The 25,222-nt window shown below is 63.1% G+C and carries 20 protein-coding genes and 1 pseudogene; 12 read left to right on the top strand and 9 right to left on the bottom strand.

The window, feature by feature from the left end; translation table 11 throughout:
- Positions 1 to 43: 43 nt before the first annotated feature.
- A complete protein-coding gene (locus C6558_RS22585; RefSeq protein WP_057205638.1) occupies positions 44 to 706 on the top strand; it encodes a lysozyme inhibitor LprI family protein in 663 nt (220 codons plus the stop codon).
- Positions 707 to 1,121: 415 nt separating this feature from the next.
- Positions 1,122 to 1,814, top strand: a complete 693-nt coding sequence (locus tag C6558_RS22575) for an alpha/beta hydrolase (RefSeq protein WP_057205636.1) — start codon at positions 1,122 to 1,124, stop codon at positions 1,812 to 1,814.
- A 121-nt stretch (positions 1,815 to 1,935) separates the two neighbouring features.
- Here C6558_RS22575 and C6558_RS22570 read toward each other — a convergent pair whose 3' ends face one another.
- From C6558_RS22570 to C6558_RS22545, 6 genes are all read right to left on the bottom strand, one after another.
- Positions 1,936 to 2,613, bottom strand: a complete 678-nt coding sequence (locus C6558_RS22570) for a peroxiredoxin-like family protein (RefSeq protein WP_025424826.1) — start codon at positions 2,611 to 2,613, stop codon at positions 1,936 to 1,938.
- Positions 2,614 to 2,912: 299 nt separating this feature from the next.
- Positions 2,913 to 6,191 (bottom strand): adenylate/guanylate cyclase domain-containing protein, encoded by a 3,279-nt coding sequence (locus tag C6558_RS22565; RefSeq protein ID WP_057217954.1) that lies wholly within the window; start codon positions 6,189 to 6,191, stop codon positions 2,913 to 2,915.
- Positions 6,192 to 6,424: 233 nt separating this feature from the next.
- Entirely contained in the window at positions 6,425 to 6,700 is a 276-nt protein-coding gene (locus tag C6558_RS22560; protein WP_057217956.1) for a hypothetical protein, read from the bottom strand.
- Positions 6,701 to 6,736: 36 nt separating this feature from the next.
- Positions 6,737 to 6,919 carry a hypothetical protein gene (locus C6558_RS22555; protein WP_025424829.1) on the bottom strand — a complete coding sequence of 61 codons (183 nt, stop codon included), beginning with the start codon at positions 6,917 to 6,919 and terminating at the stop codon, positions 6,737 to 6,739.
- Positions 6,920 to 7,037: 118 nt separating this feature from the next.
- On the bottom strand, positions 7,038 to 7,976 hold the full coding sequence (dapA, locus tag C6558_RS22550) for a 4-hydroxy-tetrahydrodipicolinate synthase (protein WP_057217958.1): 939 nt from the start codon (positions 7,974 to 7,976) through the stop codon (positions 7,038 to 7,040).
- A gap of 11 nt (positions 7,977 to 7,987) precedes the next feature.
- Positions 7,988 to 8,494, bottom strand: a complete 507-nt coding sequence (locus C6558_RS22545; RefSeq protein ID WP_057217960.1) for a hypothetical protein — start codon at positions 8,492 to 8,494, stop codon at positions 7,988 to 7,990.
- 301 nt (positions 8,495 to 8,795) lie between these two features.
- Between C6558_RS22545 and ilvD the strand changes: the two genes are divergently transcribed.
- Both ilvD and C6558_RS22535 read left to right on the top strand, forming a co-directional pair.
- Positions 8,796 to 10,634 carry a dihydroxy-acid dehydratase gene (ilvD, locus tag C6558_RS22540; protein WP_057217962.1) on the top strand — a complete coding sequence of 613 codons (1,839 nt, stop codon included), beginning with the start codon at positions 8,796 to 8,798 and terminating at the stop codon, positions 10,632 to 10,634.
- Positions 10,635 to 10,796: 162 nt separating this feature from the next.
- Positions 10,797 to 11,225: a lipocalin-like domain-containing protein gene (locus tag C6558_RS22535; protein WP_025424833.1), complete on the top strand. Its 429-nt coding sequence runs from the start codon at positions 10,797 to 10,799 to the stop codon at positions 11,223 to 11,225.
- A gap of 59 nt (positions 11,226 to 11,284) precedes the next feature.
- On the opposite strand, the gene C6558_RS22530 is transcribed toward C6558_RS22535, so the two are convergent.
- Positions 11,285 to 11,689, bottom strand: coding sequence for a GFA family protein (locus tag C6558_RS22530; protein WP_025424834.1), 405 nt, complete (start codon positions 11,687 to 11,689; stop codon positions 11,285 to 11,287).
- Between the two features lie 379 nt (positions 11,690 to 12,068).
- On the opposite strand from C6558_RS22530, the gene C6558_RS22525 reads away from it, so the two are divergent.
- A complete protein-coding gene (locus C6558_RS22525; RefSeq protein ID WP_025424835.1) occupies positions 12,069 to 12,530 on the top strand; it encodes a MarR family winged helix-turn-helix transcriptional regulator in 462 nt (153 codons plus the stop codon).
- A gap of 12 nt (positions 12,531 to 12,542) precedes the next feature.
- On the opposite strand, the gene C6558_RS22520 is transcribed toward C6558_RS22525, so the two are convergent.
- Positions 12,543 to 12,989, bottom strand: a complete 447-nt coding sequence (locus C6558_RS22520) for a MarR family winged helix-turn-helix transcriptional regulator (protein ID WP_025424836.1) — start codon at positions 12,987 to 12,989, stop codon at positions 12,543 to 12,545.
- A gap of 61 nt (positions 12,990 to 13,050) precedes the next feature.
- On the opposite strand from C6558_RS22520, the gene C6558_RS22515 reads away from it, so the two are divergent.
- From C6558_RS22515 to C6558_RS22500, 4 genes and pseudogenes are all read left to right on the top strand, one after another.
- Entirely contained in the window at positions 13,051 to 13,779 is a 729-nt protein-coding gene (locus C6558_RS22515; protein WP_025424837.1) for a thioredoxin family protein, read from the top strand.
- A 123-nt stretch (positions 13,780 to 13,902) separates the two neighbouring features.
- A pseudogene (locus C6558_RS22510) lies at positions 13,903 to 14,363 on the top strand (DUF1579 domain-containing protein).
- 79 nt (positions 14,364 to 14,442) lie between these two features.
- A complete protein-coding gene (locus C6558_RS22505; protein ID WP_025424838.1) occupies positions 14,443 to 15,213 on the top strand; it encodes a VOC family protein in 771 nt (256 codons plus the stop codon).
- A 296-nt stretch (positions 15,214 to 15,509) separates the two neighbouring features.
- Positions 15,510 to 17,270, top strand: coding sequence for a GGDEF domain-containing protein (locus C6558_RS22500; RefSeq protein ID WP_025424839.1), 1,761 nt, complete (start codon positions 15,510 to 15,512; stop codon positions 17,268 to 17,270).
- Between the two features lie 28 nt (positions 17,271 to 17,298).
- Here the strand turns inward: C6558_RS22500 and C6558_RS22495 are convergent, their stop codons facing one another.
- A complete protein-coding gene (locus C6558_RS22495) occupies positions 17,299 to 18,207 on the bottom strand; it encodes a LysR family transcriptional regulator (protein WP_025424840.1) in 909 nt (302 codons plus the stop codon).
- Between the two features lie 110 nt (positions 18,208 to 18,317).
- Here C6558_RS22495 and C6558_RS22490 point away from each other — a divergent pair, with 110 nt between their 5' ends.
- From C6558_RS22490 to C6558_RS22480, 3 genes are all read left to right on the top strand, one after another.
- The gene (locus C6558_RS22490; RefSeq protein ID WP_025424841.1) at positions 18,318 to 19,352 is read left to right on the top strand and encodes an aldo/keto reductase; all 1,035 of its coding nucleotides are present in this window, start codon (positions 18,318 to 18,320) and stop codon (positions 19,350 to 19,352) included.
- Positions 19,353 to 19,484: 132 nt separating this feature from the next.
- Positions 19,485 to 22,811, top strand: coding sequence for a DUF2126 domain-containing protein (locus tag C6558_RS22485; RefSeq protein ID WP_057217964.1), 3,327 nt, complete (start codon positions 19,485 to 19,487; stop codon positions 22,809 to 22,811).
- The gene (locus C6558_RS22480; RefSeq protein ID WP_057217966.1) at positions 22,812 to 25,220 is read left to right on the top strand and encodes a circularly permuted type 2 ATP-grasp protein; all 2,409 of its coding nucleotides are present in this window, start codon (positions 22,812 to 22,814) and stop codon (positions 25,218 to 25,220) included.
- Positions 25,221 to 25,222 lie beyond the last annotated feature (2 nt).

The raw sequence follows: 25,222 nt of genomic DNA, 5'->3' as shown, positions 1-25,222 counted from the left end.
CAGTTCTCACGGGTTGTCCAACGCCACACGAGGAGACGGTACAATGAACAGATTTTTCGTTTTCGGTCTTGGTCTTTTCTCAATGTCGACTGCACCATCTCTGGTCCAGGCGCAGGAGGAGCCGAGCTTTGATTGTTCAAAGGCCAAGAGCCAGGTCGAAAAAGTTCTTTGCTCCGGCGGAGATTCCGGAATGGGGTGGATCGATCAGACCATGGCCGACCTGTACAAGGCCGTCCGCGCTGCGCCAGGCGCGGATGCCGCCACACTGGAATCGAGCCAGCGCGCCTGGCTTGCAAAGCGAGACCATTGCAAGGGTTCGGACGAGAAGGTGATGAATTGCCTGATCGACAGCTATCGTGGCCGCTATGCCGAACTCAGCTCCGCCTATGACCAAAAACATCTCACAGGCACGTACGGGAACGCGCGCGGCGTGCTCGACAGCGTGTTGTTTCCCGATGGCAACCTCTTGGTCAACATCTCGACCGATGTCGGCGCTCCCTCCTACGACTCCTGCTCGGTAACCTTCCGTGCCCCGCTTGAAGGGGAGGCGGTGCAGCACGTTTTCACGCCTGAGGAAATCGGCGCCGACGGTCAGTGCACGGTCGACTTGAAGATCACAGGTTCCCAGATCGATGTCACTCCCAAGGATTGCCGCGTTTTCTGCGGCAACTCTGCCTCGTTCGACGGCGCCTACAAGAAACAGTAAGGCACGATCGAGAACTTGATCGATAGATGAGAGGAACGGCGATCGTGCTTCGATGAAGCCGATCGTCTGCCTACCTGTGATCTGATCAACCGGCCCACCGTGACGGCATTGCCGTGCAAGCCACCGAGTGACGGCATCGACCGCAGCGGCCGCCACTGCGCGGAATATTCGGGGTAGCTCATGGATCGGCCAGCCTCGCCGCCCTACTTTGCTCTCGCGACCTGAACGCATCCGCCCGGCAGGAGGCACGCGCCATGTCGACGGCAAAGTGCCGAGGATTCGAGAGCCCTACCGCATGTTTCGTTAGACTGTATTCGATCTAAGGATAAAACATACAGCAATTCAAAGTGTTACAGCGACCTTTGCGCGTCTAATAAGACGCGCGGCGCTGAAGTGGGAAGGAAAGGAACGGACAATGCCAGCCATCAAGAACATCGTCCTGGTCCATGGCGCCTGGGGTGACGCCTCGCATTGGCGCCACGTGATACCGCCGCTGCACGCCAAGGGCTACAATGTCGCAGCGGTCCAGAACCCGCTGACGTCACTTGCCGACGACATCGACCGGACATCGAAACTTGTGGCCGCACAGGACGGGCCGACATTGCTGGTCGGCCATTCCTATGGCGGTGCCGTGATCACCGGCGCCGGCCACGCGCCGAACGTTGCCGGCTTGGTCTATATCGCCGCTTTCGCGCCCGACGAAGGTGACAGTCTCGGCAGCATCTTCGCCCGCCGCGACGCCCCTTCCGGTGCCGGCAGTATCCGGCCTGATAAGGATGGTTTCCTCTGGCTCGACCAGGCGACGTTCCGCCAGAGCTTCGGCCAGGATCTCGGCGAGACCGAAGCGCTGGTCATGGCCGTCGCGCAGAAGCCGATTGCAGGACGCTGCTTTGAAGACAAGTCCGGCCCGCCGGCCTGGAAGGTGAAGCCCAGTTGGTATCAGGTGTCGAGCCGCGACAACATGATTCCGCCGGAAACCGAACAGTGGATGGCGGAGCGCATCAAGGCGAAGAAGACGATCACGCTTGACGCGAGCCACGCGTCGCTGGCCTCGCGTGCCCCGGAGGTCGTCGCTCTGATCGAAGAAGCGGTCGCCTCGCTCGCCTGACGTCGGGCGTCGCGCCACCGGCTGCCCCGAACGACATTTTCATTTCGGGGCAGCATCGTCTTCGCGGGACGAACACCGGCGCCGGCCAAACGTGCCGCCGTCTATCGTCCACGGGCGGCGGTCAATGGGCGACGTTCGACGCGGCCGACATCAGCTCCTCTCGGCGAGGCACGCCGAACATGTTGTGTCCGTCAGCCGTGGCCTCGGTAAAGCTCCATCGCACGATGCCATCCCGATCGAGCAGGAACTCGCCGACGAGTTGCCCTTCGCCCGTCGCGATCATGCGTTCGTCGTCATGTGTGATTTCATAGCCGTCCGCCTTGTCGAGAAACGACGAGGCCGCCCAAGGATCCATAGCGGCCGGCAGCTCGCCCGGCATGTCAACCAGCATTGCCATGACGGTTTTCTTGGCAAGTTTGTGAGGCCAATCGTCCTCATCCTCGGTGAACTGAAGATTGGGTAAGCCGAACGCGCGGTGAGAAACCCGTTCCGGATCGGACGCCGCCAGCAGATGTGGCAGCGGATGGTAGCGGAAATAAAGGCGCGCCCGGTCGATCGGCGTGTTGACGACCGTCAGGCTCTCGACACCTTTTTCGCGCAGTGCCTCGTCGAGCTGCGCCATCGCCGCGATCTGGCGTCGGCAGAAGGGGCAGTGCAGACCGCGGAACAGGCCGACCAGCACCGGCTTGCGACCGCGAAAATCGTCGATGGAAATCTGACCGTCCTGGGTGATGGCGTCGAGAACCACGTTCGGTGCCCGGTCACCGGGTTGCAACGGTCCATTGTGCTGTTCAACCATAATCTTTTCTCCTTATGCCGACCGTGGGTCACGGAGATGTGGGGAGCGCGTCTCGCGCGGTGCGCTAAACGCGACCATCGCGTCGAACGCAGAGCCGGTTTGGCGACACAAGCCTACATTTCGGGCGCCCTTTCGCGGCCAATCCTACAGCGCCGCGCGTCTTGTTAGACGCGCAAAGGTCGCTGTAGCACTTTGAATGGCTGCATGTTTTTATCCTTAAATCGAATAGGATCTAAGGAAACATGCAGTAGAACCCGAATCGTCGTGTTTACCTTCGACGGACCTGCCCTGCAGCGCCCCTAGTCGAGGAATGGCAGTATCATCAACGCTTCGGGATCAAGACCGTGCCGTGTGCATATGTCGCGAGCCGAAGCGAAGTGCCTTTCCGCACCATCGAGGTCACCAGCATCAAGGCAGAGCGTCGCCAAGCCATCATAGCACGGAAACAACAGCTGTGCCTCTCGCGTTTCGAAAGCGAGTTCGAGAGCCTCCTCATACAGACGGCGCGCGACATCCGGGCGACCGTGGCACTGATCGATCTGTCCCAGCACCAGCAACGACACCGGCAGATGATCGCGCTGATCGAGCTCGCGGTCGATCGCGATCGCCCGTTCGGCAGCCGGAATGCCGTCGGCAGCACAGCGGTCGGTGAAGGTGCAGTAGGCCACCGCCAGATTGGAAAGCAGCCGCGCCTGGAAGCTGAGGTCGCCGATACGGTGGGCCATGCCGAAGCCGAACTTGCAGACCTCGATGGCCCGCCGTGGCTCGATGATCGTGTAGAGGACGGCAAGATTGGTGTACCCCCGGCAGGCCGCATTGAGCAGGTCGGCAGCCTCCGCGACCGAGACGCTGCGCTCGATCGTTGCGATCGCCTCAGTGCCGCGGTTGAGGCGCGCCAGCGCCACCCCTTTGGTATTGAGGGCTTCCGCCGTCACCCGATCCATTTCGCGCCGAGCGTCCGGTGCTTGCGGCACCAGCGCCCCGACACGCTTCAGGGCATCGTCGGCCCAGACGATAGCGTCGGCATAGTTGCCCATGCGAAAGGCAAGGTGGCCCCGTTCCTGGGAGAGATGGGCGCTTTCGATCGGCGCATCCGCGTCTTCCAGAAGCTGGGCCGCGTTCGCGAATGCCACCAGCGCCTCGTCGCGCCGGGCCGCCTCCCACAGGAGATGTCCGTACTTGCGCTGGATGCGGGCCGCTGAGACCCGGTCGTCAGTGGCATGATAGACGTCGAGCAGGGAAGCGTAGTGCCCAGCAGCCGCGTCGCGCCGCCCGGAAGGGCCGAGCAGATCGGCAACGCGCTCGCGGGCAGCAAGCCATTCGGTCCCCTCCTCGCCAGCGGCCGCCCAGGCGGCCATGGCCTGCTTGTAGAACCGTATGGCATCATCATTCGCATAGATCGCCTGCGCGCGTTCTCCTGCCGCCATGAGATAGCGCGCGCCCTTCGACCTATCCTCCGACTGGCTGAAATGGTGGCCAAGCAACGCCATCTCCTCCAGCCTTGTCGTCTGTGCTCCATAGCGGCGCTCAAGCTGGTCGGCGACAACGGCATGTATCTCCGCACGCCGACGCAGGAGCAGGTTGTTGTAGACCACCTCCTGCAGCAGCGTCTGGGTGAAGCGGTAGGTCTGCGCGCCCTGTAAGCGTCCCTCCCGCGTCTCCTCGATAATTTCGGCATCACACAGATTGTCCAGCGCCGCATCGATCGTGGCTTCATCGCCGGCAACGACACGCAGCAAGTCGACATCAAACCGCGGGCCGATGACTGCCGCATGGTGAAGCAGTCTGCGCGACCGCGGTTGCAGTCGGTCGATCCTGCCCAAAAGCATGGCTTCGATGGTTACGGGAATATCGACGGTGGCCTCGCGCTCGACCACGCGCCAGGCGGCCCCGAAATGCTTCAGCGCATCGACTTCGATCAGGCCACGTACGATTTCCTCGATGAACAGCGGATTTCCGCTGGCGCGCGCCAGTATTCGGCCCGCCAGCCCCCGATGCAGGCCATCGGTACCGAAGAAGGCCGAAAGCAGCCTGCGCCCTTCGGTCTCGGTGAGCGGCGCGAGCCGCAACGCCGTGAGGCTCGTTCGGCCAGGCTTCAGCCGATCGACCGCCGCGTCCGGGCGCTGCGTCGTCAGCATCATCAATGGACTGCCCTCCATCCGGTCGAGGATAAAGGCGATGGCATCGAGGGACGCGGCATCGGCCCAATGCAGATCCTCGATCACCAGCAGCAGCGGCGTTCGCGACAGGCGCCGCTCGAAGATGGCTCGCACGGCCGCAAAGAGCTGGCGACGCATCTGTTCCGGCTCGACATGGCGCAAGGTTTCGTCGTGCGTTCCCATCCCCAGGATGCGAAGGAAAAGCGGCACGAGCTGTTCAAGCTTTTCGGGCGCAAAGCCGATCTCGGCAAGCCCCGCTGTGAGCAACTCTGTCGTCCGCTCCAATGTATCGAAGGTCGAGATGCCATAGGCGCCGCGCAAAACAGATGCCAGAACACCGTAGGAAGGTTCTCCGAGCGGAGAAGAGCTAGCGCGACGAACGACAACGTGCCCGAAGCGCGGATCGACGGCGACCAGCGCAAGAAATGTATCGACGAGGCGCGATTTTCCCATCCCCGCCTCCCCGGACAGACGCACCAGTTGCGCCGCCCCGTTACAGGCGAGTTCCAGGCAATCGAGCAGTCGCTTCATTTCCGCATCGCGCCCGACCAATGGTGAAGTCAGACCCAACGCCTCCAGACCTCGTGCGGCACTAGGGGCGTCAAGAACCTTGATCAGACGGTAAACCTCGATGATGCCGGCCTTGCCGCGCAATGCGGTTGCACCCAGCGCCTCGTAGGCGAAGGCATGCCGGGTCACGCGGTGTGTCACCGGTCCAACGAGAATTTCGCCGGGTCCTGCCATGGACTGCAGGCGCTGCGCGGTGTTCACGGCATCGCCAGTGACCGAATAGGATCTGCTGTCTCCAGCGCCCAGGGCGCCGGCAACCACGGTTCCGGTATTCAAGCCGATATGCAGGCTGACCGGCGCACCGATGCGATCCTGCCAGCGCTCACCGACAAGGCTGCCGCGCGCGATCATGTCGATCGCTGCACGCAGGGCCCGCTCGGCATCATCCTCATGCGCCACCGGGGCGCCAAACAGCGCGAGCAGCGCATCGCCGATGAATTTGTCGACGAAGCCGCCATAGGTTTCGACCGCCTCGGTGAGCTCTGCAAAAAGTTCGTTCTGAAACGTTTGCAGGATCTCCGGATCCATATGTTCGCCAAGGCTGGTAAACCCGCACAGATCGGCAAAAAGAATGGTTGCCGTGCGGCGGTCGGCATTTTCGTTGTCGCTCGATACCGTCAGGGATGAGTCCCGCACCGCTCTAGGCTGGGGCATCACGGCAGTGTGCCCGGACGCCAGGACCTTTGCCGCCGTCGGCTTGTCCACCGGCGTCCCACAATTCGGGCAGAAGGCGAAACCTGGCAGACAGTCCGCGCCACAGCCCGGACACAGGCTCTGCTGTTTGGCTCCGCAGCTCGGGCAAAACGAAAAACGCCCCTCGATCTCGCAACCGCACTCACGACAATTCATTAATGGCGAACCTTCGAAGAGGCCCCGTGCTCCGCATGCTATCCAGAGCCGTTTGGACAAAATGTGCACAAAACAATGAACCCGCCGGCAAGGCTTTGCAAGCAATCGCTAATTAAGATTTCAAAGACTGACAGGTTACGAACAGGACGCGCCATGGCGCCCTTGGGAGGCATTCTGCATTCCTCTCCGTCGACCAAGCGAGCCCTTGGCCGACGGAAACAAAGACCTCGAAATCAGGGGTGGGCGCGGCGGCGGGACGGCCTGCGCACGCACGACCTGCCCGCAAAGGTACCGAGATCGATGGCGGCGCCGTCCGGCGCCCGGCAAACCTCTTCGGGGTGCCGATCGCTTGCTTCGATGGCGAAATGGATCGCCGCCGCCTCATTGGTGAAGAGCCCTCCGACCAGTCCCTTGCGGTCGGAGACAACCCACCATCCATGACTATCGCGCCCGACGACGAAACGCGCGCGCGCCAGGAAGCCACACCGTACCTGCTGCATACTGCCCATGATCGAATGGTCCTCGTTGATGAAGAGTGCGGCGACTCAGCCGACAAACCAGGGGATGACCATCTGGATGGCATAGGCGAGCCCAAGCACGATACCGAGGCGGATGCCGATGCCGAGAAAGGCGTCGCGAACCACACTGTTGGAGGTGGCATAGTTATCGCTGCCCTCCGACCGGCGTCTTTGTTCCGCCTGCGCGGCAAGATGGGGAAAGCGTGACATGGTCTGTCTCCTTTGATGTGTTTGATGTGTAGCGCGCGCCGTGTCGGCCGCGCACAGCGGCAAAAGCCGTCCGATCTGCGATGATATGGAAAAGTCCGTTGATCGCCGCGACGCGGCCTCAGCTCGCAAGCGCCAGTGGCAAGCTCGGGCTGGCATGGGAGGCGCTGCGAACCTCGGCCAGCGGTTCGAGCGCTGAACGGATCTCGGCTGCCGTCTCCGGCGACACCGTCGTCAGCGGCAGCCGCACGTCGGGGCTTAAGCCTCGTGCCAGATGCAAGGCGTATTTGATCGGCCCCGGGTTGGTTTCGCGCTCGAGCGCGATAAACAGAGGTTGGAGCCGCTGATGGATGGCGACAGCCGCTTGGGCGTTGCCCGTTGTGATCGCATGATGCAACGACACCATCAGCCTCGGCACGACATTTGCGGCCACCGAAATCGTGCCGTGCCCGCCACAAAGGTTGAACGGCAGCGCCGTCTGGTCGTTGCCCGAGAAGTGGCAGAGCTGCGCCTTGATCGATGGCGACGATGCGAGAAAGCGGCCGACGTCTCCCGTCGCGTCCTTGATGCCGACGACCCCAGGCAACTGCGCCAATCGCTCGAGCGTGCGCGGCGCGATATCGACGCCGGTGCGTGAGGGCACGTTGTAGACGATGACAGGCAGATCGACCGCCCGGACCACCGCCTCGTAGTGGCGATAGATCCCGTCCTGGGAGGGCCTGCTATAGTAGGGCGCAACGATGAGGGCTGTGTCGGCGCCGAGCGCCTTAGCTTCCGCGGTCAGTTCGATCGTCGTTTCGGTAGAGTTCGTACCCGTGCCGGCGATTACAGGGATCTTCCGCTCAGTGACCTCGACGCACCGTTCGATGACTACTCTACGCTCAGTGCGGGAAAGCGTCGCCGCTTCGCCGGTCGTTCCGCAGGCGACGATGCCGGAAATGCCGTGGCGGATTTGCCATTCGACCAGCGACATCAGGCCGACGGTATCGACCTTGTCGTCCTTGAATGGCGTAACCAACGCCGTGATCGCCCCTTCGAGGCGAAGCCAATGATCGCTCATGGAAATGTCCTTCAGGTTGGAAGATGGCCGCGGCGGGTGCTGTCGCCTTCGATGGAAAGCTGATGGAAGCGGCAGCATTGCAAGAAGGCCGAAAGGATCGCCGACGCCAGATCGGCGTGGCGCACCCTGAATGTCACGCGTCCGGCACCCTCAGGCGCATAGCGAAGCGCGCAGGTCCACACCCCGCATTCATGGCTGAGGGTACGCAGGCAGAGCTTGGCTTCGGTCGAAGTCGTCAGTTGGATCACGGCATCGACCAATGCATCAGCGGCCATGAGTTTGCGGAAGCGGCGCGACGGCCAGTCTTCAGCGACCAGTTCAGTCCTGTCGCGGAGCAGCCGTACCGCCTCCCAGACGTGATGTTCACGCAGACGGCGCACCACCGCGATGCGCAGAAGCAGGAGCTTCAAGGCATCCGGCCCGCCGTCGGCGCGATCCGCTCCCTCAAAGGGGCTGATGCCGGGCTGGCGATCCGGCGTATCGGAACGATGGCGAAGGCTGAAATCGTAAAGGGTCATGATGCTCACCCGTTGTCGATGAGTGGAGGCTACCCCTGCCCCGCGTCCGGTTTCGATTGCGACTTGCATCGGCCGGCATAAGATTTTCATAAGGGGATCACGTGGCGGGTGTCCAAGGCAAGAGTACAGCGCTAGATTGGCGCAAGGGGTCGATATCCGGCCGAAATGCAGGCATTGTCGCGTCGAAATAATCTGACGCAAAAGATGACGTGCACGCAATTTTGCGCTAGGTAGCCCCTGCACTGGCGGTCGATGACCGCCACATCAGCCAATGACATTTCGTCCTTGAAGGAAAACGTCCATGCCTGCCTATCGCTCCCGCACCACCACCCACGGCCGCAACATGGCCGGCGCCCGCGGCCTTTGGCGCGCGACGGGCATGAAGGATGGCGACTTCGGCAAGCCGATTATCGCGGTGGTCAACTCCTTCACGCAGTTCGTGCCGGGCCACGTCCACCTCAAGGACCTCGGCCAGCTCGTCGCCCGCGAAATCGAAGCGGCCGGCGGCGTCGCCAAGGAATTCAACACCATCGCCGTCGATGACGGCATCGCCATGGGCCATGACGGCATGCTCTATTCGCTGCCGTCGCGCGAGATCATCGCCGACAGCGTCGAATACATGGTCAACGCCCACTGTGCCGACGCCATGGTCTGCATCTCCAACTGCGACAAGATCACGCCCGGCATGCTGATGGCGGCACTGCGCCTCAACATCCCGTCCGTCTTCGTGTCCGGCGGCCCGATGGAGGCCGGCAAGGTCGTCCTGCACGGCAAGACGCATGCGCTCGACCTGGTCGACGCCATGGTCGCTGCCGCCGACGACAACATCTCCGACGAGGACGTCAAGGTCATCGAGCGCTCGGCCTGCCCGACCTGCGGTTCCTGTTCCGGCATGTTCACCGCCAATTCGATGAACTGTCTGACGGAAGCGCTCGGCCTGTCGTTGCCGGGCAACGGCTCGACGCTCGCAACGCATGCCGACCGCAAGCGCCTGTTCGTCGAGGCTGGCCACCTGATCGTCGACATCGCCCGCCGCCATTACGAGCAGGATGACGACAGTGTGCTGCCGCGCAACGTCGCCTCGAAGCAGGCCTTTGAAAACGCCATGGCGCTCGATATCGCCATGGGTGGCTCGACCAACACCGTTCTGCACATTCTCGCCGCCGCCCATGAAGGCGAGGTCGATTTCACCATGGCCGACATCGACCGGCTGTCGCGCAAGGTTCCCTGCCTGTCCAAGGTGGCTCCGGCCAAGAGCGACGTGCACATGGAAGACGTGCACCGTGCCGGCGGCATCATGTCGATCCTCGGCGAACTAGAAAAAGGCGGGCTGATCAACCGCGATTGCCCGACGGTGCACAGCGAGACCCTCGGCCACGCCATCGACCGCTGGGACATCACGCGCACGACGAGCGAAACCGTGCGCAACTTCTTCCGCGCGGCCCCCGGTGGCATTCCGACCCAGGTCGCCTTCAGCCAGGAAGCCCGCTGGGATGAGCTCGACACCGACCGCGAAAAGGGCGTCATCCGCTCGGTCGAACATCCCTTCTCCAAGGACGGCGGCCTTGCCGTGCTCAAGGGCAACATTGCGCTCGACGGCTGCATCGTGAAGACCGCCGGCGTCGATGAGAGCATCCTGAAGTTCTCCGGTCCGGCACGGGTGTTCGAAAGCCAGGACGCATCGGTCAAGGCCATTCTCGCCAACGAGATCAAGGCCGGCGACGTCGTCGTCATCCGCTACGAAGGTCCGAAGGGCGGCCCGGGCATGCAGGAAATGCTCTATCCGACGAGCTATCTGAAGTCGAAGGGCCTTGGCAAAGCCTGCGCGCTGATCACCGACGGCCGCTTCTCCGGCGGCACCTCGGGCCTTTCGATCGGCCACGTCTCGCCGGAAGCGGCGAACGGCGGCATGATCGGCCTGGTGCGCGAAGGCGACATGATCGACATCGACATCCCCAACCGCACGATCAGCCTGCGCGTCGACGAGGCGGAACTCGCCAGCCGCCGCGCCGAACAGGACGCCAAGGGCTGGAAGCCGACCGAGGTGCGCAAGCGCAAGGTGACGACGGCCCTCAAGGCCTACGCCGCCTTTGCCACCTCCGCAGACCGCGGTGCTGTTCGCGACCTCGGCGATCTCTGAGCCGACGACGGTTAACGAGACGGAAGGCTCCCGCTCGCGGGGGCCTTTTTCATGCGCGTCGCGACCTTGCGACCACACGCGCCGCTACCAGGCTCAGCCGGCCTGTTACGCACACAATTCACCTGCTATTTTAGATTGATCTAATTTTTGTAGGGGTGGACGATGACAAACGCGGCGAACCTGCTCGGCACCTGGAAAATGCTCTCCTGGACCCGCAAGGCGGTGGTATCGGGCGAAATCAGCGATGCCATGGGTCCGGACCCCATCGGCTATCTCTCCTACCAGCCGGATGGCCGCATGACCGCGGTCGTGGTCAAGCGCAATCGACCCGTGCCGAACGGCGCAACCCCCACCGACGAGGAAAAGGTCGCACTGTTCGATTCGATGCTTGCCTATGCCGGCTCCTATACGCTCGAGGACGGCAAGGTCATCCATCATGTCGAGGCGAGCTGGAACCCGGCCTGGGGCGTTTCGGACCTGATCCGGCCGTTCATGCTGGACGGCGACCGGCTAGTGATCCACAGCGCGCCGGGCGTCGACCCAACAACCGGCGAAGAGGTCACCTATCACCTTGAGTTCCGCAAGGTTTGAAGACCGTTCCACCAGGGCCCATCGATGCAGGAGCATTGCATGACGCCCGATGCAGCAGCCTAGAGGTGGCGTGTCTCGGCCGGCGGGTGGAACCAGTTGTTGTTGCGGCCGTCCATGTACTTCACCGGCGCTTCGGCAAGCACGGCGGGATCGAGATCATCGAGCGTTGCAACATTGACGGAATAGTAGGCGCCGCCGATTTCCTCGATATAGCCATGCCCGTAGGCAGCAATGCCGCAGGTCTTGCAGAAGCGGTGATGCACGCTGTCGCTGCCGAACTGGTAGTCGGCGATATCGACTTCTTCGGCCTGCAGCCGGAACGCATCCGGCTTCACGATCGCGCCCCAGTAACGCTTCTTCCAGCAGATCGAGCAGTTGCACTTGCCCGTACCGGCGTCGAGATCGATGTCGGCCTCATAGCGGATCTTTCCGCAATGGCAGCTTCCCCGATAGGTCATTTTCATTGACTATACTCCCAGACCAAAACAGCGCCTTCTCAAGGCGCCAACATGACAACTTACTGTCATTTACCCCTCCCACAATGACAACATATTGTCAATTGCGCTCTACGATGGAATGCTGAAAGTAGGGAAAGCAGACGGACCGAGCACGATACTCAAACGATGCACCGAATTTAGAGACGCCGGATCCCCGAAGGGGCACTGGCCCAGTTGTCGTTGCGTCCGTCCGTATAGACGACGGGAGCCCCCGCCGGCGCCGAAGGGTCGAGGTCGTCAGGGCAGGCAAGATTCCCTTCGTACTATCAAAACGCTTGCGACGAGGACGCCTCCATGACAACATGCTGTCATTATTCACCATCGCGCAATGGTAGTCTCTTCCAACATGAATGACCCTGTTCGCACCCCTGCCGGCGACGCCTTCGCCCAGTTCGCCATCTCGGTGCTTCGCCTGGCCGGTCCGTTGACGGCGGCGGGCGACACGCTCGCCAAACCCTCGGGCCAGACCAGTGCGCGTTGGCAGGTGTTGGCGGCTGCAAGCCACGCACCGATGTCAGTTGCCGATGCCGCCCGCGCGCTTGGCCTTGCGCGACAGGGCGTACAGCGCATCGCCGACCTGCTCGAAGAAGAGGGCTTGATCGCCTATGGCGACAATCCGGCACACCAGCGGGCAAAGCTGATGGTACCGACGCCGCGCGGCGAGGAGGTGTTGGATGAAATCAAGGCCAGGCAGGCCGTCTGGGCGAATGCCGTTGGCGCGGAACTCGGAGAGGAGCAGTTGCAGCGAGCAACCGCATTGATCGGTGAAGCCATCGGCCTGCTGCGGGATCGCCAGGCGACGGGCTAGAAGCAGGATCGATCAGGCAAACTGCAGGAGATCGGAGCGCAGACGCTCCGGCCCGCCCTCACCGAGCCTCACGCCCACGATCGCGTGGGTCGCCTTCCAGATCGGGACAGCCCGTGCCAGCAGGCGCTCGCCCTCCGGCGTCAACCGCAGCCGACGCGACCGTCGGTCCTCTTCGTCAGCGAAAATCTCGACGAGCCTGCGCCGCTCCAGCGGCTTCAGCGCTGCCGTCAGCGTCGTGCGATCCATGGCAAGCAGCGACGCTACCGCGCCCATGTTCGGCGGCGCCGGACGATTGAGCGACATCAGCAGGGAAAACTGGCCGTTGGTAATGTCGAGCGGCCGCAAGGCATCGTCGAACTGGCGGGCGATCGCACGGGCCGCGCGCTGGACATGCAGGCACAGGCAGGTGTCCTTCACGAACAATGTGGTCTCGAACGGAATGACGGGTACTTTTGACATGACTGATTAATGTTGATATCAACGTAATTAGTCAAGTGCAACGTTGGAAGGAGGAGCGGGCATGAGACAGGATCATGCAGTCGTATCGTCGCAGGAATGGCTGAAAGCGCGAAAAGCGCTTCTGGATCTGGAAAAAGAACACACCCACCTCAGAGACAAGGTCAACGCGGCACGCCTCGCCTTGCCCTGGGTGAAGATGGAAAAATCCTACGTCTTCGACACGCCTGATGGCCAGAAGTCCCTGGCCGAACTCTTCGACGGGCGCAGCCAGCTCGTCGTCTATCACTTCATGTTCGGCCCGACCTGGGAGGCCGGCTGCCCCGGCTGCTCGTTCCTCGTCGACCATTTCGACGGCATGCTGCCGCACCTCAATCACCACGACGTGACGTTGACCGCCGTCTCCAACGCGCCCCTCTCGAAGCTCGAAGCCTACAAGAAACGCATGGGCTGGCGTTTCCCCTGGGCTTCGGCCGAGGGCAACGGCTTCAACAGCGACTTTCACGTCGCCTTCACGCCGGCCGAACTCGCTCAGGGCAAGGTCGTCTACAACTTCACCGAGACGGAAAGTGCCAACGCACACGAGGAACTGCCCGGCCTCAGCGCCTTTCAGAAGACCGACGACGGCACCGTCTACCACACCTATTCCACCTATGCCCGCGGGCTTGAGGAAATGGTCGGCACGCTGATGCTTCTCGACCGCGCGCCGAAGGGACGAAACGAGGAGGGCACACAGGGTTTCGTGCGCCGCCATGACGAATATGGCGATATGCCCAGACGCAAAGCCGGCTAAGCCTCCCGGCAACTGCGCCCGGAACGGAACCTTTCGGCACCGGGCGCGTTTCTTTTCGCTTGTATCTCTGATCCACTCGTATCTCTGATCGATTTTCACGCGTCCCGGGGAGAGGAAGCTTCGGTGAAGGCAGAACCGGAAGAAGCGCATCGCTGGCTCGAGCAACTGCTCGGCGATTGGCAGGTGCGCACATCCGGCGCGCCGGAAACAGGCACCCCATGGACAGAGCATGTTCGCAGCCTTCAGGGGCTCTGGGCGGTCTGCGAAGGCCAGGGCACGATGCCAGACGGCAGCTTCGGCCAGACCTTGATGACACTTGGCTACAGCCCCGAAACCGGACGCTTCGTTGGAACCTGGGTCGGCTCGATGATGACCCACATGTGGATCTATGACGGCGAACTCGAACCTGACGGGCTGACGCTGTCGCTCTATTGCGATGGCCCGGACTTCGACGCTCCAGGAAGGAAGGCCAGGTATCGCGACGCCATAACCATGGCCAATCCCGGCGCCTGTTGACGGCCCATGTCAGGACGGTTGAGGGGGCCTGGAAGGAACTGATGACGGCGGAGTACAGCCGCCTCTGACGGGGATTTAAAACACATCGCTTGGCCTCGCCGGCCTCGTTCGGCGCCGGCTTCCAACATCGCAACCGGAGGACATAAGATGGCAGGCCATCACGGCAAATTCGTCTGGTACGAACTGATGACGACGGACACCAAGGCGGCAGAAACCTTCTACAAGGACGTCGTGGGGTGGGACGCCCGCGACGCCGGCATGCCCGGCGTCAGCTATACCCTGTTTACGAAAGGTGAGCGGCAAGTCGCGGGCCTGATGACCATGCCCGAAGGCGCGCTCGAGATGAACGTGCCCCCCGCATGGCTCGGCTATATCGGTGTCGAAGATGTCGATGCGGCGGCGGCAACGGTTGCTGCCAAGGGCGGCAAGATCCACCGTGCGCCCGACGACATCCCCGGCATCGGCCGCTTCGCCATCGCCACCGACCCGCATGGCGCGGTTTTCGCCCTGTTTACCGGCATCGGCGACCCGCCGCCCGCCGTTGACCCAATGATGCCGGGCCAGATCGGCTGGCATGAACTGATGTCCGGCGACCTCGACACGGCCTTCCCCTTCTATGCCGAGGTCTTCGGCTGGACCAAGGATCACGCCATGGATATGGGGGAAATGGGCACCTATCAGATCTTTGCAATCGACGGCGTGCAGGCCGGGGGCATGATGACCAAGCCGAAGGACATCCCGTCCCCCTATTGGCTCTATTACATCAACGTCGCAGCGCTCGACACGGCCATAGAGCGTATCAAATCCGGTGGTGGCAAGATCGTCCTTGAGCCCTTGGAAGTACCGGGCGGAGCCTGGATCATCCAGGCGCTCGACCCGCAAGGCGCACTCTTCGCTCTTGCCGGCCAGAGAGGCTGAACGCAATCGCGATCGAAACGGACCTGCCTGACGTCCATCGATGGGCTCCAGGCAGGCCGATGATCACCGCTCATCTGGCAGGCGCCCTGCAATCGGCGCCCGGCGTGCGCCGCACGCATCCCTCAGTTGCGGTTTAACCCATGGTATTTTAGGGTATTTCAGGGATATTTAACACCTTATGCGATAGTACATGCGGCATGTATCACTGATCGCGGAAAGCATTCCTTCTCCGCGACAAGAAATTGTCGCGACTCCGGCACGATAGCCGGTAGCATTGGTGGACCAACTTCGCGCAAATGACCAATCACACCAACAATGAGCTCCAGCGCGGCGAGAACGGTCGCAACCTTCGCTCAGCGAAGATGCTGCGCCGCAAACTGCAGTGGCTGATCGCCATCGTGGTCGCCTGTACGGGTGTGCTTGCCACCGAAATCATCGCCGCGTCCTATTCCGACTTCGTTGTTGCTCGACGCAACCTTGCGGAAGTCATCGCGTTCTGTCGTGTTCTGAACACGGCAACCTATCTCTCGGCCGAGCGTGGGCCGTCGAATGGGGTGATGGGCATCGGCGTCGGCCCGGGTTCTCCGGTTCAGGCGCGCCTTGTCGAGTTTCGGGCGCGCAGCGACGCAGCCCTTGCCGAGATCGTCGCCGGCGCGACCGATGGCAGCCGGTCGGAGCCGGCGACGGCACTTTCTCCCATTCTTGCCGAAGTCCAGCGTCGCCTTCAGCTCGGCCGTGCCGAGATCGATCGCATCGCCGCCCTGCCGCCGGAACGCCGCGACCTCAAGGAAATCCAGATGGCGATCGAAGGCATGTTTGCGGTGATCGACGCAATGCGCCCCGCCTTCGACTGGAACATCCAGCGCTTGACCAACACCGATCCAGATCTGGCGGGCATCGCCATCGCCGCCCATATGCTCGCCAATCTGCGCGAGGATGGCGGTCGGCTCGCGTCCCAGGTCATGGCTCCGGTCGCGGTCGGAAGACCGCTGGAAGCCAAGAACATCGCCGACAGCGAGCGAACCCGCGGTCGCCTGCAGGAAATCTGGTCCGTCGTCGGCAAGCCGGGCGCATTGCCCGGGCTGAAGCCGAAGAACATCGCCGATATCGCTGCGATCGAGCACCAGTTCTTCGGCGAAGGTTTTGCCATCGTCGACAGCGTCGTTTCGGTCGGCAGGCATACCGGGCATTACCCGATGACAGCGGAGCAATTCACCGACCGCTACGTTCCGAAGATGAAGCCACTCGAGATCCTTCGCCGCGATTTCATGGATGCCACGGTCGAGAGGCTCGCCAGCAGCAAGACGCAGGCTTCGGTCAAGCTGGCGATCGCCACCACCGCAACCTTCGCCCTGTTCATCGTTCTTCTCGTTCTCATGCGCCGCGCGCGATCGCTGGTCTTCGAGCCGCTGCTGCTTGCGCGCCACAGCATCATCGAGCTTGCCCATGACCGCCCGATCGCCCGATTGAGCGGCAAGGGCGGCGAAGGCGAAATGGGACGGCTGTTCGATGCGATCGACGTGCTGCGTCAGAGGCTCGACGAGCGCACGCTCCTGATGAAGCACCTCGAACGCCAGGCCGAGACCGACGAACTGACCGGTCTGCTCAACCGTCGCGCGCTGGAACTCATCGGCGGCGCCGAGGATGCGGCGGGTAACGACAAGAACGCCTGCCTGATCCTCATGGACATCGATCACTTCAAGCAGATCAACGACACCCACGGCCATCTTGTCGGCGACATCGTGCTGAAGGAAACCGCCCGCATCATCCGCTATTCCGTGCGCTCGTCCGATCTCGTCGCGCGTTTCGGCGGCGAGGAATTCGCCGTCATTACCCCAGGCGACGATCTCGAGGCAGCGCGCGCCCTTGCCGAACGCATCAGGTCCAATCTTGCGCGCGCGCCAATCACCTTTGCCGACGGCAAGGAGCTGAACGTCACCGCAAGCTTCGGCGTCGCCGGGGCCGACGCCAATCCGGGCTGGAAAGGCCTGATCGAAAGCGCCGACACCGAGCTCTACCGCGCGAAATCCGAAGGACGCAATCGCGTCTGCGGCTGACCCGACAGCCGGACACCCCGTCTCCTCGTCACCCGGACAACCGTGCTCGCGCTGCCAGAAAATCGAGCATCACCCTGACGCGGGACGGAAGCGCCCCGCCCTGGCCCTGAAACACGGCGTGAAAGGTCTCGCGGTCCCCCGGATTGAGATGCTCGACCAGCGGCACCAGCCGGCCGGCATCGATGTCATCCCTAACGGTAAAGGTCGCCATCCGTGCCAGTCCAACGCCGGCAAGCACCAGCCGGCGCAACCCCTCCCCGTCGCTCACGCGCAGCTTCTCGCTCGGCGGCAGCAATATCGCTTCGCCATTGGACAATAGCGGCCAGCCGTCGACGGACCTGATATAGCTGAGGCTTAGGCGATTGTGCGCCATCAGCGCGTCAAGGCTCTCGGGCCTGCCGCAGCGCTCGAGATAGGACGGCGCCCCAACGATGGTCATCGACGTGCTGCCGAGCTTGCGTGCAATCAGCCTCGAGGCTTTGAGCGGACCGGCGCGGATTGCGATGTCGACGCGCTCCGCCATGAGGTCGACGACGGCATCGGTCTGGATGATGTCAACCGAAAGCTCCGGATAGGCGCTCAGAAATTCCGGCAGCAGCGGCATCAGCACATGCGTGGCAAACGATGCGCTGGCGTTGAGACGAACGCGGCCCGCCGGTGCATCGCCAGCAGCCGCCTGTCTCTCCGCGTCATCGATATCGGCGAGAATGCGGGCCGCTCGCTCGTGGAAGGCGCAGCCCTCCGGCGTCAATTGCAGTTGCCGCGTCGACCGGTTGATCAGCCGAACGCCGAGCCTTTCTTCCAGCCGCTGCACCAGCTTGCTCACCGCCGATGGCGTCATGCAGCATTCGCGTGCCGCCGCCGAGAAGCCGCCGAGCTCGACAGCCCTGACGAAGACGGCCATTTCGCCGGATCGGTTGATCGAATTTCGCGACATGTGACTTCAACTCACAAATGATGTTCCTGCAGACGGTCTACCTCTCAAATGCCAGAGACACCACCTTCCTCCTGCCAATGCAGGCACGAACGCAACGAGGAGTTAGAATGATGGAATACAGACGGCTTGGCTCATCAGGATTGAAGGTTCCAGCGCTCAGTTTCGGCGCCGGCACCTTCGGCGGCAAGGGCCCGCTTTTCAGCGCCTGGGGCAACAGCGACAATGCCGAGGCACGCCGTCTTGTCGACATCTGCATCGAGGCCGGCGTCAATCTTTTCGACACGGCAGACGTCTATTCCGACGGTGCCTCCGAAGAGGTGCTCGGCGCAGCCATCAAGGGACGGCGCAACGACGTGCTGATCTCCACCAAGATGTCACTGCCGATGGGCGACGGTCCGAACGATGCCGGTTCGTCGCGCTCGCGGTTGATCAAGGGGATCGACGATGCCCTGCGCCGCCTCGGCACCGACACCATCGACCTGATGCAATTGCACGCCTTCGATGCCGGCACGCCGGTCGAAGAGGTGCTTTCGACGCTCGATACCTTGGTGCGCGCCGGCAAGCTGCGCTACGTCGGCGTTTCCAATTTCGCCGGGTGGCAGCTTATGAAGTCGCTCGCCGCGGCGGAAAAACAAGGATATCCGCGCTACGTCGCCCATCAGGTCTATTACTCGCTGGTCGGACGCGACTATGAATGGGAACTGATGCCGCTTGGGCTCGACCAGGGCGTCGGCGCACTCGTCTGGAGCCCGCTCGGTTGGGGCCGCCTGACCGGCAAGATCAGACGTGGCCAGCCCTGGCCGGAAGGAAGCCGCCTGCACGATACCGCCTCCTTCGGCCCGCCGGTCGATGACGACAAGCTCTACGATATCGTCGACGTGCTCGACGAGCTGGCGGCTGAGACCGGCAAGACCATCCCGCAGATCGCCATCAACTGGCTGCTGCAGCGCCCGACGGTGTCGAGCGTCATCATCGGCGCCCGCAATGAAGAGCAGTTGCGCCAGAACCTGGGTGCCGTCGGCTGGTCGCTGACACCTGACCAGATTGCACGGCTCGACAAGGCCAGTCAGAAGACGCCCACCTACCCGCACTTCCCCTATCACCTCCAGGAAGGCTTCGCCCGCCTGAACCCGCCGGCAGTGTGAACGCCTCCGCCCGCCGATCGACGCGCCGGAGAAATCCGGCGCTGTCTTTCGCGCTTGCTTTCTCCCTTCGCATTGCACAAACTTCCTTTGAATGGCGGCGCTAGACTTGCCATCAAGGGGACAAAATCCGGTATGTCGATCAAGGCAAGTATCTACCACCTGACCCACTATACCTATGACCGCCCGATCAGGCTTTCACCGCAGATCATCCGGTTGAAACCGGCGGCCCACTCCAAGACCAAGGTCATCAGCCACTCGCTGAAAGTTTCGCCTGCCAACCACTTCGTCAATCTGCAGCAGGACCCCTACGGTAACTATCTCGCCCGTTACGTCTTTCCGGATCCGGTGACCGAACTGAAGGTCGAAGTCGATCTCGTCGCCGACATGACCGTCTACAACCCCTTCGACTTCTTCATCGAGGAAGAGTCCGAGCACTGGCCCTTCGCCTATCCTGAGGACCTGATCGACGACCTGAAGATCTACATGACGCCGGAACCGATGGGGCCGGCTGTGTCCGCGTTCATGGCGACCGTCGACCGCTCAAGGCAACGGACCATCGACATGGTCGTCGGCCTCAATGCCCGGCTCCAGCAGGACGTCGGCTACGTCATCCGCATGGAGCCGGGTGTCCAGCCGCCGGAGGAAACGCTGACGTCGGCCAGAGGGTCGTGCCGCGATTCGAGCTGGCTGTTCGTCCAGATCCTGCGCAATCTGGGTTATGCCGCCCGCTTCGTCTCGGGCTACCTCATCCAGCTGGCGCCCGATCTCAAGGCGCTCGACGGCCCGTCCGGCACCGAACACGATTTTACCGACCTGCATGCCTGGGCCGAGGTTTATCTGCCCGGCGCCGGCTGGGTCGGGCTTGACCCGACCTCCGGCCTTCTGACCGGCGAAAGCCATATTCCGCTCGCCGCCACGCCGCATTACCGCAACGCCGCCCCGATTTCCGGCGGCTTCTTCGGCGATCTTGAAACTCGTACCGACTTTGCCTTCGACATGAAGGTCTCGCGCGTCGCCGAGCATCCGCGCATCACCAAGCCGTTCTCCGATGAAAGCTGGCAGGCCCTCAACGCGCTCGGCGAGCAAGTCGACCAGGTGCTGTCCGAAAACGACGTGCGCCTGACGATGGGCGGCGAGCCGACCTTCGTATCGATCGACGATTTCGAAGCAGAGGAATGGAACACCGAAGCTGTCGGGCCGACCAAGCGCGAGAAGGCGGATATCCTCATCCGTCGGCTGCGCGAACGCTTCGCGCCCGGCGGTTTTCTGCATTACGGCCAGGGCAAGTGGTATCCGGGCGAAAGCCTGCCGCGCTGGACCTTCTCGCTCTACTGGCGAAAGGACGGCGTGCCGATCTGGCGTCAGGCCGATCTCATTGCCGAGGAGAACGGCCAGCATGACGTGACGGCAGAAGATGCCGAACGCCTGCTGCATGTGGTGGCAGCCGAATTGAGCGTGCCGACTGAGATGGTCGTGCCGGCTTTCGAAGACCCGGCCGATTGGCTGCTCAAGGAAGCAAACCTTCCCGACAACGTCGATCCGGCCAATTCCAAGCTGAAGGATCCAGAGGAACGCAGCCGCATGGCCCGCGTGTTCGAGCGCGGCCTGACGGCACCGACCGGCTACGTGCTGCCGGTGCAGGCCTGGAATGCGCGTGCCACCGGCGTGCGGTGGATGAGCGAGAAGTGGCAGACCCGCCGCGGCCGCATCTTCCTCGTTCCAGGCGACAGCCCCGTCGGCTATCGCCTGCCGCTCGGCGCCCTGCCCTATGTCGCTCCGTCCGCCTATCCCTATATCCATCCGGTCGACCCGACCGTTCCGCGCGACGATCTGCCCGATTTCGCCGAAACCAGCGCCCGCCCGCAGCATTCGCGCTTCCAGGCCTCGGAAGCGCCTGAAACCCCGCAACCCCAGCCACGCGACGAGATCGCCGGGCTGGTGCGCACGGCGATCAGTGTCGAGCCGCGCGACGGCAGGCTCTGCGTCTTCATGCCGCCGACGACGAGCATCGAGGAATATCTCGACCTGATCGCTTCGACCGAACGGGCCGCCGCCGCACTCGGCCTGCCGCTTCACATAGAAGGTTACGCGCCGCCACACGACGAGCGCATCAATGTCATCCGCGTGGCACCCGATCCCGGTGTCATCGAGGTCAACATCCATCCGGCCGCCAGCTGGCAGGAGTGCGTCGATATCACCACCGCGATCTACGAAGAGGCACGTCAAAGCCGGCTCGGCGCCGACAAGTTCATGATCGACGGCCGCCACACCGGCACTGGCGGCGGCAATCACGTCGTCGTCGGCGGCGCCAATCCCAATGACAGCCCGTTCCTGCGCCGGCCCGACCTGTTGAAGAGCATTGTCCTCTATTGGCAGCGCCATCCGTCGCTCTCCTACCTGTTCTCCGGCATGTTCATTGGGCCGACCAGTCAGGCCCCGCGCATCGACGAGGCTCGGCACGATCAGCTCTACGAGCTGGAGATTGCGCTCGCGCAGGTCCCGCTGCCGGGTTCCGCAACACCGCCGCCCCTGCCCTGGCTGGTCGACCGGCTGTTCCGCAACCTGCTCGTAGACGTCACCGGCAACACCCACCGTGCCGAAATCTGCATCGACAAATTGTTTTCGCCGGACGGGCCGACCGGTCGCCTCGGCCTCGTCGAATTCCGCGGCTTCGAGATGCCGCCCAATGCCCGTATGTCGCTTGCCCAGCAGCTGCTGGTGCGCGCACTCATCGCCCGTTTCTGGAAGCACCCACTCGACGGCCGCTTCGTGCGCTGGGGCACGGCACTTCATGACCGCTTCATGCTGCCGCATCACGTCTGGCAGGATTTCCTCGAAGTGCTCGCCGACCTGCGCGCCCATGGGTTCGATCTTCGGCCGGAATGGTTCGAGGCCCAGCTCGAATTCCGCTTCCCCTTCTGCGGAGAGGTCGAATACGAAGGCGGCAGGCTGGAAATCCGTCAGGCACTGGAGCCTTGGCATGTCATGGGCGAACAGGGGGCGATCGGCGGCACCGTGCGCTATGTCGACAGCTCCGTCGAGCGGCTGCAGGTCAGGCTCGACACGCCAAATCCCGAGCGCTACACCGTCACCTGCAACGGCCGTCCCGTGCCTCTCGCCAAGACGGGTGTCAATGGCAGCGCCGTTGCCGGCGTTCGCTACAAGGCCTGGCAACCGGCCGCTGGCCTTCACCCGGTTTTGCCCGTGAACACTCCCCTTACATTCGATATCTATGATACATGGTCGAATCGGGCGATTGGCGGATGCGTCTACCATGTCGCCCATCCGGGCGGGCGCAGTTACGAGACATTTCCGGTCAACGGCAACGAGGCAGAAGCGCGGCGACTGGCGCGGTTCGAGCCCTGGGGCCACACCCCGGGAGGCTACCTGCTTCATCCGGAAAGCCCGTCGATGGAATTTCCGATGACGCTTGATCTCAGGCGTCCGCCAGGAGCGTAAATGGCGAAGAAGCAGACAGCAGCGGCAGGCCGGCTGGGCATCGATGACGATCCGGTCTTCGGCTACCGTGCACTTCCAGGCATCGCCGACGAAATGCTCGACGCGCACGGCAATGTCCGGCCCGTCTGGCAGCGGCTGCTTTCGACGCTCGGCCGCCTCGACGAAACGGACCTTGTCAATCGCTTCGCACGCGCCGACCGCTATCTGCGCGACGCCGGCGTCTTCTATCGGGTCTATGGCGGCAAGGACAGCTCGGAGAGAAGCTGGCCGCTGTCGCATATCCCGGTCCTGATCGACGAGCACGAATGGGCGACGGTCTCGCAAGGCCTCGTCCAGCGTGCCGAACTTCTGGAGAAGGTCGTCGCAGACGTCTACGGCGAAAACCGCCTGGTGCGCGAAGGCCTGCTGCCGCCGGCATTGATCGCCTCCAACCCCGATTTTCTCCGACCGCTCGTCAGCGTCAAACCGGCCGATGGCCATTTCCTGCAATTCATCTCCTTCGAGATCGGCCGTGGGCCTGATGGTAACTGGTGGGTCCTCTCGGATCGCACAGAGGCGCCGTCCGGTGCCGGCTTCGCGCTGGAAAACCGGGTCGCCACCACGCGTGCCTTCTCCAATCTCTATGCCGAAACGCATGTGCATCGCCTCGCCGGCTTCTTCGGCGCCTTCCGCGACACGCTGCAGGCGCGCAAGCTGCATCCGGACGATCGCATCGCCGTGCTCTCGCCCGGGATCGCCAACGAGACCTATTTCGAGCACGCCTATATCGCCCGCTATCTCGGCTTCATGCTTCTGGAAGGCGAAGACCTGACTGTTGTCGGCGGACGGGTGATGGTGCGCACGGTCGCCGGGCTGAAGCCGGTCGGCGTGCTCTGGCGCCGCCTCGACGCCGCCTTCGCCGATCCGCTGGAATTGAACCAGTCGTCGCACATCGGCACCCCCGGCATCGTCGAGGCTCTGCGGGCCGGTTCCGTCGCGATCGTCAACGCGCTCGGCTCCGGCATCGTCGAAACGCGCGCCTTCCTCGCCTTCCTGCCGGCCATCTGCCGGCATCTACTCGGCGAGGAACAGAAGCTGCCATCGATCGCCACCTGGTGGTGCGGCCAGACATCCGAGCGTGCGCAGGTCGCCGCCAATATCGAGCGCATGGTCATCGGCCCGGCCTATGCGACGCGCCCGTTCTTCGACGACAACGGCCAGTCGGTGCTCGGAGCGTCACTGGGCGAAAAGGACAAGGCGTCGATCTCCGATTGGCTCGATGCCGAGGCCGGAAAACTTGTCGGCCAGGAGGCGGTCACGCTGTCGACCACGCCGGCCTGGGTGCGCGGCCGCCTGACGCCGCGCCCGATGAGCCTGCGCGTTTTTGCCGCCCGCACCCGCGATGGCTGGCAGATCATGCCCGGCGGCTTTGCCCGCATCGGATCCGGCGACGATGTTGCCGCGATCGCCATGCAGGCCGGCGGCACGGCGGCCGACGTCTGGATCGTCAGCGACCGGCCGGTCGAACGCACCACCTTGCTGCCGGCCGAGGAAAGCTTCACCCGCAACATGCCGGGAAGCCTGCCGAGCCGGGCGGCCGACAACCTGTTCTGGCTTGGCCGCTATATCGAGCGCGCGGAAGGGGCGTTGCGCATCCTGCGCGCCTGGCACGGCCGGTTTGCCGAGACTGCCGACCCGAGCCTGCCGCTGCTTCAGGACGTCACCGATTATCTTGCCGCCCTCGATATCGATACCCGCCAGGCGGTGCCCGACAGCCTGCTGGCCAATATCGCAAGCGCGCTCTTCAGCGCCGGCAACATCCGCGACCGCTTCTCGCCGGACGGCTGGCTGGCGCTCAACGATCTGTCGCAGACGGCACGAAAGTTTCATGCGACCGTGCAGTCGGGCGACGATGCCACCCGCGCCATGACCGTGCTTTTGCGCAAGCTCGCTGGGTTTGCCGGTCTCGTGCACGAAAACATGTATCGCTTTACCGGCTGGCGCTTTCTGTCGATCGGCCGCTACATCGAACGTGGGCTGCACATGACGCGGCTGCTTGGTCATATGTCCGGCCCCGACGCCCCCGATGGCGCCTACGACATGCTGCTTGAGATCGGCGACAGCGTCATGACCCACCGCCGGCGCTACAACGTCAACACCGCGGCACTCACCGTGACCGACCTGCTGGCGCTCGACCCGCTCAACCCACGCTCGGTGCTCTACCAGCTGAACGAGATCAAGACCGAGGTGGAGCTTCTGCCGAACGCCTATGTCAACGGCCAGATGTCGCCCTTCTACCGCGAGGCGATGCGCCTGCATTCCGGCCTTGCGGTCATGACGCCGGAGGCGATGAACCTCGGCGTCTACAACAGGCTGGAGCGGGACCTGGAAGCGCTCTCCAATATTCTCGCCAACACCTATCTCGGCTGACC

Source organism: Ensifer sp. NM-2 (assembly GCF_003024455.1).
Taxonomy (GTDB): domain Bacteria; phylum Pseudomonadota; class Alphaproteobacteria; order Rhizobiales; family Rhizobiaceae; genus Ensifer; species Ensifer canadensis.
The sequence above is the reverse complement of the archived record's forward strand: the minus strand, read 5'-3'. Positions and strand labels throughout refer to the sequence as shown.